This window comes from Methylomonas sp. DH-1 (genome assembly GCF_046097555.1).
Lineage (GTDB): Bacteria > Pseudomonadota > Gammaproteobacteria > Methylococcales > Methylomonadaceae > Methylomonas > Methylomonas koyamae.
This window is the reverse complement of the sequence record NZ_CP143089.1, coordinates 2,390,733-2,405,004: the sequence shown is the minus strand read 5'-3', so window position 1 is coordinate 2,405,004 and position 14,272 is coordinate 2,390,733. Positions and strand designations below refer to the sequence as shown.

Genomic DNA, 14,272 nt, shown 5'->3' with positions numbered 1-14,272 from the left:
GGCCGCGCTGCACGGCGTAATCCGGCAAGCTGGCCGCGGCCCGGCTATTGCTGTAATCGATTGCGTGCAACGCCGGGGCCGGGGTTGCAGCCGGCGCCGCGAAAGCGGCATTGTCGCCGGCATTGCCGAAATCGATCAGATTACCGGCACCGCCCGAGGTCTCGTTTTGGTTGAATCCGGCAGTACCTTCGATCAAGTCGTCGTTGCCTTCGCCGTACAGCAGGTCGTTGCCGCCCTGGCCGAACAAGCGGTCGCGGCCGGAGCCGGCTTCGTTACCGCCGGTGCCGAAGTCGCCGTACAACCAGTCGACCGCGTTGTCGTCGCCGGCGCCGCTCAGGCTATGGCCGTACAAGGTATCGTGGTCGGCACCGCCCAGCAGCACGTCGCTGCCGGCACCGCCGACGATCAAATCGTCGCCGGCGCCGCCGTCCACCATATCTTCGCCGCTGCCGGCGTCGATATTGTCGTTGCCGGCATAGCCCCAAATCCGGTCGTCGCCGGCGTTGCCGTTCATAGTGTCGGCACCGTCGTCGGAACCGTACAACAAATCGTTGCCGTCGCCGCCGTTCAGCGTGTTCAAACCATAACCGGCCAGCAAGCGGTCGTTACCGGCATTGCCGGTCAACACGTCGTTACCGTAACCGCCGTCGATATAGTCGTCGCCACCGCCGCCGACGATTTGGTCGTTGCCCCACTCGCCGTAGAGTTGGTCGAGCGCGTTGTCGTCGCCGTCGCTGACGACGGCGAAACCGTATATCAGGTCGTTGCCGAGGTGGCCGTAAATCAAATCGGCGCTCGCGCCGCCCTGTACCCGGTCGTTGCCGGCACCGGCGTCGATCCAGTCTGCGCCGTCGCCGCCCAGAATGTCGTCGGCGCCGCCCAGTGCATAAATGCGGTCGGCACCGGCGCCACCGTCGATATAGTCGCCGAAGCGCACCGCGTCGGCAAAATTGGGGTCGCTGTCGGCACCGTCGGCAGAGCCGTAAATCAAGTCGTCGCCGCTACCGCCCAACAGAACGTCGCCGATACCGCCGCCGGCCACGATCAAATCGTCGCCGTTGCCGCCGCTGATGTAATCCGCGCCTTCTCCGCCGTACAAATCGTCGGCCAACAGGCCGCCGTAGATTTGGTCGGCGCCGCCGTAACCGTAGGCCACGACGGCGATGGCGACGCCGTCGGCATCGAGCAGATCGTCGTCTTCGTCGCCGCGCAAGCGCAATGCGCTGCCGGCCAAGGTGGCGTTGCGCAGATTAACGTTGCCGCCGACGCCGCGGTCGGCGTTGCGGTGGTCGACGTTGAAGAACAGATTGGTCAGCGCCAACACGCCGCCGTTCAACAATAGCGAGTCGCCGGATTGCAGCGTGACCGAACCGACCAGCGCCGAGACCAGCTTGCCGGCCGCGACGATGATGTCTTCGCCGGCGGCGGCGCTGTCTTTGCTGGTCAACCGCAAATCGCCGGCCGTCGCGACCGCTTGGTTAACCACCAGGCTGCCGGTCATTTCCTGAATGTAAACATCGGAAGTGGCGTGGGCGGTCAGTTCGCCGGCGGCCGAATAGGCGGTATCCAATTCCAGATCGTTCAGGAACGAACCGATGGCGCCGGCCTGCGCGGTCAGCGTGATGTTGTTGCCGAGGACGTCGGCGCCGGCATCGCCCTGGGCATCGACGATGCCTGCGGCGGCGGTCAACACCACATCGTTCTGAGTCGAAGTGATGGTACCGGCGCGCAAGTTGCCTTCGGTCTCGGTCAAAATCACGTTACCGTTGGTAAAGACGTCGATCCGGCCCAGGCCGGTCAAATTGGTATTGACGGTAATGTCGATGCGGGTGCTGCCGTAATTGGCGACGACATTGATGTTACCGCCGGCTTTCAGCATGCCGACGCGCAGGTGGGTATCGACCGGAGTGTTGCCGGTACCGAAGATATTGACCGGCGCGACGAAGTCGGGTCCGCTGCCGTCCGGTTTGTAATGGTCGACGTAGGCGGTGGTGGTAGTGGCGAACGGCGCGGTATCGGGATCGGAGTTGCCGTAAACCTGGTCGTATGTCGGCTGGTATTCGGAGACATCGACCAGATAACCGGCCGGCGCGTTGGCGACGACCAGTTGTTCCAAAGTTGGCAATACCAATAGATCGATGTCGGAACCGGCTTGCAGCGTACCCAGGTTCAATTCGAACAAGCCGCCGGCCGGATCGCGGTCCAGGCCGCGCAGGCGCATACTTTGGTAGCCGCCGCTTTGGGTATTCAAATCGGTGGTACGGCCTGCGCTTTGCACCAACTCCAGGTCCAGGCGGCCGAACGAAGTCGAACCGAGCACTAACGGCGGATTTTGGCCGATGTTGCCTGCGGCCTGGATCTCGGTTTTGTTGCTGCGAATTTTGCCGGTATTGCTGCCCAACACGTCGCCGCGGCTATTGACCACGCGGGTAACGCCGATCGGATTGTCGATCAGACCGTTCAATACGATGGCCGGAGCGCCGCCCAAGCCCAGATTGGCGATGTCGATCACGGTCGGCGCGAATTCGTGGGCGATGTCGAAGCGGTACTGGTTGTCGTCGGCGTTGATCGCGACTTTGGCGCGGCCGGTACGGTCGACCGGATCGATCGCATTGACCCACAGGTCCTTGGACGACAGATTGGTCAATTCCACCGTTTCCCAGGTGTGGCGCACGCGCACGGTGCCTTGGTTGCCGTCGATGGTGCCGAAGATCGGGTTACCGTTGACATTCATCGGCGCCACGTCGAACACGGCTTTGCCGGCGTTGCCGTTGTTACTCAAATTGTTGACGACGATACGGCTGCCCTCGTCTACCGCATCGACGCCTTCGGCCACGGCGATATTGCCGTTGGCGTCTATCAACAGTTCCGGCGTCGGCGCCGACAACAAGATCACGTCGCCGTTGAAGGTAATGTGGCGGTTGAAGCTGTATTCCGGATGCACGTCGCCGCGGTCGTCCCAGACGGCCAGGGAAAATCCCGGCGCGGCTTGGTAGACCTGGTTGCGCGGACTGTAGATGCTGGCCTCGACCTTGAGGTCTTTGCTGCCGAACGCGGAGCCGGCGTCGGTGATGATGCGCGACAGATTGCGCTGGATGCCCCAGGCGTCCGCATCGGGCGCGCCGAATGCGCTGCCGCCCTCGGCATAGGCGCGGGTGTACATGCCGACGTTGTTGTGGCGGGCCACCGCGTCGAAACTGTTGACGCCGATCGCCTGGGCGCCGGCCTTGGCGGTAATCAGCGCAATCGAGTTGATCAGCGTGCGCGACTCGGCGTCGGGATCGGAATAAAAGATCGATGCGGCCGACGATTCGGTGCGGGTAGCGATATCGACGTCGGACACCAGCGCATACAGGTTCAGATTATCGTCGGCCCGGATATTCGCATTGGCATCCAGGTTGACCGTGGTGTTGATCGGCGCCGAGCTGAAATCGTTGACCGCGCCGCCGATGGACCAGAACGATTCGGCCGAACCGCCGGAACCGAGTCCGGCGTAAGCATAGGAGTCGGCCTTGACCGCGCCTTTTGCGCCCATCCGCGAGCTGATGTCGATATTGCCTTTGGCGTGCAGATTGGCGCCGCTGCCGATATTGGCCAGCGTCACTGGTAAGGCTTCGACTACCGCCTTGGCACCGGTCACCGAGACACCGGCCGCACCGCCGCCGGCGAACGAGGTACCGAACGCCGTGTGCTGGTTTTCGGCCCAGACCGCAATATTGCCGCCGGCCTCTATTGCCGAGCCGGCGCCGACGTTGGCCAGCGTATTTTGCTGCAGATTCATCCGCACGCCGGAGAAGCCCAGACTGCCCAGGAAAGCGCCGGTGGTGGCGCCGGCATAGCTCTCGGTATTACCGTAGGTCAAACCCTTGATGTTGACGTCGCCGGTGGCGGTGATGCGCGCGCCTTCGCCGGTACCGGCATCGACATCCGGTTTGACGTCGACGCCGGCGTGGGCGCCGACGCCGGAAATCAGTAATGCGAAGGACGGGCCTATGCCGTTGGCGTAGGAAATACCGTTGATGCCGTATTGGTCCGGCGTCGCGATCAAACCGCCGGCACCGGCCAGACGTTGGTTGCCGCTCAAGCCGCCGCTCAAATCGACCGCCAGATAATGCTGGCCTTGGACGCCGCCGCCGGACAGGTCGATGCCCTCGACCCCGATGTATTGCACGCCGGCAACGCCGGTGGTATTGACGTCGATGGCGGCACCGCCGGCCGAGACGGCCAATTGGAATTGATTGGCGTCTATGGTTTTGACGTAATAGGTGCGGCCGTCTTCCAGGCCGGTAATGGCTTTTTCGCCGAACCGGGTCAGCTTGTGCAAGGATTGGTCGGCGCCGCTGCTGCGGGTCAAATTGACGAACACGTCGGTACCGTCGTTTTTGATAGCCGCAGTCGACAATTTCACCGTTTCGGCATCGACCCGGTAAACGTAATAGCTGCCGCCGTTGCTGAGGCCGCCGATCGCGACCGCCGCCCGGCCGTCGACGCCGCTGACCGTGTAAGTCACGCGGTCGCCGGTCTGGAAGTCGTTGCCGTTCGGCGCCGGTCCGATGGCGATTTTCTCGGCGGCATCGTCTACCGCATAACCGTTGAAGCTGGCGGTGCGCGGCGCGCGATAAGTTACGGCCTGGTTGTTGCTGAAGCCGTGGTTGGCCAGGGTAATGACGTTACTGGCTGCGTCCACCGCGGAAACCTGGAACGACTTCAAGCCTTGCGTGACCTGGGCCAATGAAGTCCCCAATTTCACCGTCAGCGAGTCGATCACCCGCACGTAATACTTGACGCCGTTTAACAAACCGCCGATGGCGCTGGCGCCGTCGCCGAACTTGTGGCCGTACTCGAGCAGATCGCCGGTCTGCAGGCCATGCTGGGTGCTGAAACGTATCGTGTCGAACGCGTCGTTGACGTTTTCCGCCACGAACGGATTGCCCAATTTGACCACGGTATCGTTCAACACGATGACGCCGTAGCTGCGGTCGGCGACTAGGCCGCCGATAGCCGGATTGCCGTTGGTGGTATAGGTAATGCGGTCGCCGGTTTTCAGGCCGTGCGGCGCCGAGGTGGTCAGCAGGTCGGCATTGGTGTCGATGCTGGCCAGCGTACCGTCCGACATCGCCACCGGCGAACCGTGGGTGGCTTCAATGTCCACCGCGCCGGCTTTGACCACGGTCGGATTGGCGGCGCTGGAATCGATCATCGCCGCCACGTCCGGCGTCACGGTCGAATTGCCCTTGATCATGCCGAAATCGCCGCCGAAAGACAGGCCGGTGCGGCGTGCAGTGGCGTCGCCGTCGGTGATTGCCGACGCGCGCAACGTCAAATTGCCGCTGATATCCAGGTTGGCGCCCTCGCCTACCCGGGCGCCGACCGACGGATCGACCGTGGCGCTGGCGATACTGAAGCCGATATTGCCCAAACCGGAAATATCGGTGGAATCGTTGTCGGCGTCGGCATGGTCGATGCCGTTGGCCTGCAGCGACAGGCTGCCGGCTTTGATCTTGGCGCCTCCGCCGACCGTTGCCTTGTCGTCGCCGGACGCGGACGCGGTGGCGTTCAACAAGCCCATGCCGACCAAACTGACGCTGATGGAACGGCCTTTGGCCTTGGCCTGGTTGACGCCGTCGGCGCGCACGCTGGCCGAGCCGGCGATATTGAACACCGCGCCGGCGCCGATGGCGGCGCTGACATCGGCGGTGGACAGCGCATTAGCCAACGAGGCTTGCGCCGTGGCGATACCGACTGCCGGTGCCTCGGCAGTGGCGTAAGCGCCGCGCACGCCGCCGCCCGCCACCTGATGGATGGCTTGCATCGAAGCCGGATCGACGTTGTGGCCGGCGCCTATCGCCAGACTGTCGGCGGTAATTTCGCCGCCGGCACGGGCGGCAACGATGGCGTCCAGATTGGCGCGGGCCAGGCTCAAGCCGCCGGCCAGGCCGCCGACGCTGAGGCCGAATACTTCGACTTTGGCGTTGTGGTCGGTGCCGGCCAGCACTTTGATGCCGGCCGTACTGTTGATTTTGCTGCTGTCGCCTATCGTCGCGCGCACGTCGGGCGCGATATCGGCGAAGGCGAAATTGAAGGTCAGGCCGACCACGCCGCCCGACATTGCGAAAGTATTCTGGGTGACGTGTATCCGCGACGCGGCCTGTACCGTGATGGCGCCGACGCTGCCGCTGCCTTGGCCGATGCGGGCGTTGGCGCCGATACCGGCGTAGGTGTCGGTGGCATTATCGTTACCGACCGCGACCTTGCTGAACGAAGCGCCGACCGCGACGGCGCCGAACGTGGCGCCGTCGGTATCGATATCGAAACTTTGGTTGGTCGACGCCAGGATATTGATAGCCGCGGCGTTGTCTACCACCGCTCCGTCGGCGATAAAGGCATGGTTGGTGCTTTTGTCGGTGATTACCGACACCGACGCGCCCAGACCGACGAAACCGCCGCCGAACGCAAACGAAGTCTGGCCCACCTCTTCGACCAACTCGCCGTTGACCCGGATCTGGCCGCCGGCGCGAAGCGTGCCGCCGGCCGAGGCGCGGGCGTTGTTGGCGATATTCAACACGCCGATAGCGGCACCGATGCCGACGAAGCCGCCGCCACCGCCGCCGACCAAAAAGCTGGCATCGGTCACGTCTTTGGCTTCGACGACGATATTGCCGTCGGCAGTGACGATAGCGCCGTTTTCGATGTAGGCTTGGGTGCCGGACGGCACAGCGTTACTGGCGATCAAATTGCGTAACGAAGTACCGCTGGGTCCGCGGTTCGACAACGTAGTTTGTGCCGATTTGCCGATGCCGGCCATGCGTTCGTTGGCGCTGGTACGGCCGTCGTTGACGTTACCTTGCGAAAAGCCGCCGACGGTATTGCCGACGTCGCTGGTACGGGCGCCGCCCTGGTCGGCCGCCTGGTTTTGCGGATTGCCGCCGTTGCCGCTGAAGGCGCTGCCGTTCTGGCCTTGGCTGTTCTGGTAATTGGCCGACAGCGGCGTGCCCAGCGACCAAACCGAGACTGCCGCCGCGCCGCCGACGAAACCGCCGGCCGCCGAAATGGTGAAACCGTCGTTTTCGTCCAGATGGTGGGCACCGACCACAACGGAATTACGGGCGTTGACCTGAGCGCCGCTGCGGATAAAGGCGGCCGTATCGTTTTTGATGCTGCCGACATCGACCGCACCGGCGATACCGACCAGACCGCCGGCCAAGCCGCCGGCAAACGAGAAGGTGTCGACCCGGTTGCCAGCCCGCAGCGTCACGCCTTGCGCCGAGGAGGTGGTTAACGGGTTATTGTGGCCGTTGACCACGGCGTTGTTGTCAATCCAGGCCCGGGTATCGCTGTCGATCAGCGTCACGGCAACGCCGCCGGCCACGCCGACCACGCCGCCGCCGGCGGCAATCGCGATATGGGTGACGTTTTCGTTGGACAAGGCTTGCACCACGACGCCGCGGGCGCTGCCGGTATTGAAACCGGCGGTACCGTTGGCGCTACCGTCCAGGATGCCGGACACGCCGCTGCCGAAGGCGTTGGCCTGGACGTCGGCGCCGTTGCCGATCCAGGTGTTGGTGGATTTGGTCATCGACATCACGCCGACCGACGCGCCGACTCCGGCCAGACCGAAGCCGCCGGCCCCGGACACGGCCAAAATCTTGGTGTCGTCGCGCGAAGTGACCGCGACATCGCCGCCGGCGACGACGCTGGCGCCGTTGCCGATATAGGCGTTGGTGGTGTCGTTGATCACCGGCACGGTGACCGCGCCGCCGATACCGGCAATACCGCCGCCGACCGCGACGCCGATCAGCAGATAATTTTCGGCTGCCCGCGCATCGACCAACACGTCGTCGGCCGCTTTGACCGTGGCACCGGCGCCGATGAAAGCTTCGGTGGTCAAATTGTTGACCGAGACGCCGACTGCCGGCGCAATCCCGGCGTAAGGCGCAATCGCCAAAGCCCCGGCCACTTGTAGATGGTAGAAATCGTTGCCGGCGCCGACCTTGACCTGTTGGCCGGCCGCCGCGCCGCTTTGGTCGGCATTGACCGCGGCGCCGTTGCCGATATAGGCCCGCGCCGTCGAATCGAACACGTTGACCGCCGCGCCGACCGCCACCGAAACGCCGCCGGATATACCGCCGACCATGACAAAGTTACTGACGCTGTCGCGGTTGGTCGCCGTCACCGAAACGCCGCTAAAGCCATTTTGCTTTTCCAGGCCGGCAACGCGCAAGCCGCTGTACATCGGATCGCCGGCGCGGTCGTCGACGCCGTCGTCGTTGCTGTCCAGCATGCCGTCCGGGTTGTCGTCATGGTTGGCGTCGACCATGCTGCCCAGGTCGGGCGGGGCGAAGCGAGCGTCGTTGCGGGTCGGTTTGCGGCCGCCCTGCACGTCGACGTTGCCGGGTTTGTCGCCTAAGCCGGTTTCATAGCCGATGGCAAAGCCGCCGGTATCGACCGTCAGCGTGCTCTGGCCGTCTCCGGAAACGTTGGCGCCGGCGCCGATGAAGGCTTCGACCCGTTTGCTGACCACCGGTACGCCGACAGCGGCGCCGATACCGGCCGAACCGCCGACGCTGAGCGCGCCGGCCACATTAATATTGTCCAGAATATCGTTGGCGGCGACCTGGATGCTGCCGCGGGCGTGCAGATTGCCGGCGCCCAGACTGGCGACCGCATCGTCCGGATCGTCTCCGATAAAGGCCCGGGTCGTGACGTTGGCAACCAGCACGCCGACCGAGCCGCCGATCCCGGCGCCGCTGCCGACGCCCATAGACGCCGCCACCGCGACCAGATTCTCGGCGCTGTCGGACAAGACCTGAATGTCGCCGCGCACGTCGCCGGCGGCCGCCGAGCCGATAGAGGCTTCGGTGTTCTTCGCCAGCTTGTTGACGACGACGCCGGCGGTGACGCCGGCCGAACCGCCGTAGCCGGCTGCGCCGCCGACCGCAACGATGTCGGTGTTGGCGTCCGCTTCCACCCGCAGATCCGGCGTGGTCAAAGACAATCCGGGCGGCGTCACGTCGAACGCGACGCCGTTGCCGATGCGGGCGAAAGTGTTTTCGGTCAATACGTTGACCGCGACTGAACCGGCGATGCCGGCGCTGCTGCCGCCGGAACCGGCGGCCGCTATCGTCACCAAATCCTCGTAAGAGTTGGCGACTACTTCGGCGCCGCCGCCGGCACGCAAGGTCGCGCGGTCGCCGATGCGGGCTTCGACCGTATCGTTGTGCACGACCGTGGTATTGGAAATGCCGACGCCGGCGCTACCGGTGCCTATCGCCAAGGTACCGGCGACCGGAACGAAATCCAGGTTACCTTCGGCACGCACGGCCGCCTTGCCGCCGGCATCCAGCGTCGTGCCGGGTTGCAGAATGCTGCTGCCGTTCTCGGTCTCGGCCCGGGTAGTGCTGTTAATGACATAGACCGACACCGACGGCGAAGCGGCGACGTTGCTGCTGACGGCCACCGAGGCGGCCACGGAAATAATGTCCTCGCCGCCGTTGGCGTGCACAGTAATATCGTTACGTGCTTTGAGCTGCGAGCCGCGGCCCACGCTGGCACGAGTCGTTTTCGTTAACACGCCGACGTCGACGCCGGCACCGACCGCAGCGCTGCTGGAATCGAAAGAGGCTGCCAGGCCGCCGGCGATCGAAACGATGCGGGTCAGATCCTGGGCTTCGACGGTAACATCCTGGCCGGATTGCGGCGCGGCGACGTTTTGGTTGATCAGCACGTTGCGGCCGACGCTGGCCGTGGTGTTGTCGGTAAATACATTGACCACAATCGAACCGGCGACGCCCGGACCGCTATCGCTGCCGCCGACCCCGGCCGCTACCGAAGTGGCGTCGATCGAATCCGGCAACAGCGGAATGTCCTCGCCCAACGGAATCGCCAGCGGATTGATCGCACTGCGGGCGCGGATCGTGGTATCGCCGGCTGCGTCGATCTGCGCGCCGTCGCCGACGCTGGCGGTGGTGGTCGGGTTGACGATGGAAACGGCAACGCTGATGCCGACGCCGGCTTTCTTGCCGTAACCGGCGCTACCGGCCAAGCCTTGCAGGCCAATTTCGTTGTAGGCCAGCACGTTGGCGGTATTGGTCGCGTTGATGACGGCACCGGCACCGAGCGCGGCTTCGGTCACGTAACTGACCCGGTTGACGGCGACGGAGCCGGCCACGCCGTAATCCTTGCCGCCGGCTGCTGCCAGCGCCCAGGTTTTGAATTCGGCACGCTGGCCGTCGCCGTGGCGGGCTTCGACGGTTACGTTGCTACCGGACAGCACGGCGTTACTGCCGGTGCGCGCCCGGCTTTCCACGTCGGCCACGTTGACGCCGACCGCGGCGCCGACGTTGGTTTGGGTTTGCAAGTCCACCGCAGTACCGGTCGCCAGTACCGTGCCGTCGACATCGGCCAAGGCCGATACCCTGACCGCGCCGCCGCTGGAAACCAACGATACGCCGCTACCGACTTCCGCCAGGTTGTCGACCGCGGCATAAGACACGCCGATGGCGGCAGCCACGCCGACGTCGGCCGATTTGTTGCTGGATTCGCTGTCGCTTTTCTGGTTGCCTTCGCTGACGCCGTCCTGAGCCTTCGGTACCGACTTGTCGCCGCCGTTGTTCGGGTTGTTGTTGACTTGGTGGTTGGCCTCGTCGTCGGCTTTGCGGCCTTCGGATTTATTGCCCTGGGCGCTGGCGGTGACGGTATTGACGTTGCCGGCGGCAATTTGGCTCTCGACGCTGATCGCGCCGCCCGCCGCTACCGAGCGTAGCGCCTGGGCCCGAATATCGTCGGACAGGATGTTGATACCCACCGACGCGCCGACGCCGACGCTGCCGCCGGCACCGTCGCCGCCGGCTTCGGTTTGCGCCGCCGAGGCGTGGGCGCTGCGTATCGTTACGCTGCCGTTGGCGTTGAGCGTGTCGCTAGCCAGATTGCCGGCGCCCAAATAGGCGGTTTTGTCGTGGCCGACAATGGCCAAGGCCACGCCGGCGCCGACACCGACGCCATCGCCGCTACCGGAAGCGCCGGCACCGGCACCGTTTTTGGCGACCGTTTTGACGTTGTGGGCACCGACCGCCTCGATCAGCACGTTGCCGGCGGTGCCGTTCAAACCGGCGCCGTCGGCGATGCTGGCTTCGGTTTTGGTGTTGACCACGTTCAACGCCACCGAGGCGCCGACGCCGACGCTGCCGCCCTGGGCGCCGTTGTTTTCCGGCAAGGCCTGGCCGTCGGTGCGGGTGCTGCTTTCCGCCCGCACCCGCAAGTCGCCGCCGTTCAAGGTAGCCGACGCGAAGCCGGGCATGTGGGCAACCGTGTTGACGTTGGCGACGTTCAACGCGAACGAGCCGGCCACGCCGACTTTATCGGAACCGGCGCCGGAGGTGGCTTTGGCAGTGAGCGTATGTTCCGGCGTGGCTTCGTTGCCGCCGGTTTTGGCTTCCAACGTCAGGCCGGCGGCACTGATATTGCCGCCCGAACCGATGCGGGCCTCGTTGTTGACCGTGCCGACGTTGATTGCCACCGCGGCGCCAACGCCGACACTGCCGCTGTCGGAGACGGCCGAGCCGTCGGCGCTGGCGCCGGCGTCGAGATTGGCGGAGGCAGTGATCGCGACCGAACCGCTGGCGGTGACGGTGCGGTTGACGCCGGTGCTGGCTTGCACGGTGCTTTCGGCGATATTCAGCGCGACCGCTCCGGCCACCGAAATCGAATCGGAGCTGGATTGGCCGGTGGAATCGGTGTTGGCGGTTTCGGCTTTGGGATTGGCCGCGGCGCTGCTGCTGTTGCGGGCCCCTTTGCCGGCGGCGACGCTGTCGCCCACGCCGCGCTGGGCACCGGTTTGTTGGTCGACTTTGCCGTCCTGCGTGCCGTCGTCTTCCTTGCCGCCCTTAACACTGGCCTTGGCGGTGGAAGTCGAAGCCTGCTTGCTCTTGGCACTGACCGTCGCCGCGCCGGCCAATGTAGCCGAGCGATCCAGCAAGGCGCGAGTGGTATCGACCGCGGAGGCGAACGACAAGGCCATGCCGACCCCGACATTGCTGCCTTTGGCGGCGCCTTCCGCCGTGGTCGTAGCGATGCCGGTGTGCTCGGCGTTGACGATCAGGCTTTGCGCGGCCAGATTTTGGCTGGCGCTGCGCACTTCCGCCAGCGTATCGCTGGTGGCCACGGTAATCGCGGCGGCCGGCGAAATGGCGTTGCCGCCGGCAGCGCCGCCTTTGACTTCGGTGGTGACGGTATTATTGGATTTGGCGTCCAATTGGACCGCGCCGGCACCGGCCAATCGGGACGAGGTATCGGCAATCGCGCGGGAAATCGTATCGGACACGTTGATCGCGACCGAGGCGCCGACCCCGACGCTATTGTCGCCGGCATCGGTTTTCGAATATGCCTTGGCCAGATCGGTGGTTGTGGTTTGCGATTTCAACGACAGCGAAGTGTTGCCGTTCAAAGTCAAATTCGCCGTGGCGCCCAGTACCGCCTCCGCTTTGGTGACGCCGACATTGATCGCCAGCGCGCCGGCCACGCCGACGCCGGAAGCGCCGGCACCGGCCGTGGCCTGGGCGCCGAAACCGCTGCTGACCAGCGTGGCTTGGGCGTTGACCCCGCCCGGAGCGGTTAAAGTGGTCGCGCCGGAAAAGCGGACGCGGCTGGTGACGTTGGCGGTATTGATCGCCGCCGCGGCACCGATACCGGTACCGTTGTCGGACGTGTTGGAACCGTCGGCCAACGTGGTGATGCCGCCGTTCGGTGCCGCCAGCGTCGAGCCGGCATTGAAAGCCATCGTCGAACCGGTGCTCAGCGCGCCACTGGTGGAAATTTCGATCGAGCTGTCGCCGGTGACGTTGGTCACCGCTACCGCCGCCGCCAGGCCCAACGAGCCGTCGCTGGTTTTGGCGTCTTGCTGTTGCAGGGTTTGCTGGCCGGTGGTTTGGGTCGAGCCGCTGGTGGCGCCGCCCTGGGTCGATTTGGCCTGGGTGTCTATCGTGCGCAAGGCGTTGGCGGTCAGGTTGACGCTGCTGGCGCTCAACGAGGCGCTGTCGGCAATGTCGGCCTTGGTGTCGCCGCCGATCACGGCGACGGCGACGGTGCCGCCCAGCGCGGTTCCCGACGAACCGCCGGCACCGCCGTCGGCATGGGTCAGCGCGTTGACGCTGTTGTTGGCCGCGATGTTCATCGCGCCGGTCGCAGTCAACGCCGAGCTACCGCCGACTCTGATGTTGGCGCTGCTGTTGACGTGGCTGATGGCGACGGCGGCGTCTTTATCCGATTGGTTGCTGCTGCTGTCCGGCGCCGCGACCAATTTGCTGGTAACGCTGCTGGATGCATCCAAACTCAGCGTACCGGTGGCGGTCACGGTATTGGCGCCGGAAAAAGCGATGCCGGCGCTGGCGTTGGCATCGACCGCACCGATCTTGACCTGGCCGCCGAAAAGTTCGGTATCTTCGCTGTCCAGCGTGACGGTAGACTGGGCGTCGATGCCGATATTGCGTCCGGCCAGCGTGGCGCCGAACAGATTGACGCTGGTATTGGTGTTGGCCTGGATGTCGGTGCCGAGTATGCCGCCGGTGCTGCTGGCGATTGCGGCCAATCTCAAGTCGCGGCCGTTCAAATTGGCGCCGGACAGAACGTCGATTTTTTCGGCCGACTGCAAATCGATGTCGCCCACCGAACGCAATACCCCGCCCACCTGAATATCGTCGGTACTGGAGACGAATAAGCCTCCGCTCTGGTAAGTGTGCGGCCCGGCGGACTGAATGACCAATTGGTCGTCGCTCAATGCCGGAATATCGGTGCCGCCGTCGAAGTCGATCTTGATCGCGAACGGGCTAAAAGCCGGATTGCCGTCGCTGTCGGTGTAGTTCAGGTTGACGGTGAGTTTGTCGTTGAAGGCCGAACCGGTGAAAGCGACGCGGATGTTTTCGTCCAACAATTCCTGGCCGACCACCGAACCGCCATTCAACAGTTGCAAGGTCAGATTGGGGCCGCCGGTATCGACGATTTGCAAGACGGCGTCTGTGGGGCCGGTCGGCAACGCAGTGTAACTGAGCGTGGTATTGAACGCCGGTTGCGGTAGCGGCGAAGTCGACAGCAACAGGCGCTGTTCCAAGGTTTCGACGACGGGGCGCTTGCGCGGCAGCGTGTCGGCTGGCGCAGGCCGCAAATAATTCAGCAAGCGCGCCAACGGCGACGCTAGTAGCTCGTCGAGCTGTTGCGGATTGGTAACGGGCGTTTGTTGGTTAACCTGGTTGCCCCGGTTTTTTTTAGTTTTTTTGGCCAT

The 14,272-nt window shown here is 64.5% G+C and carries 1 protein-coding gene (running past one end of the window); it reads right to left on the bottom strand.

The genetic code is table 11. The features are described from left to right. Positions 1-14,272 carry the beginning of a tandem-95 repeat protein gene (locus VXJ35_RS11060; protein WP_064021595.1) on the bottom strand. The gene continues 18,281 nt to the left of window position 1, outside the view, so the window shows 14,272 of its 32,553 coding nt (coding positions 1-14,272); it begins with the start codon at positions 14,270-14,272; the stop codon falls past the left edge of the window.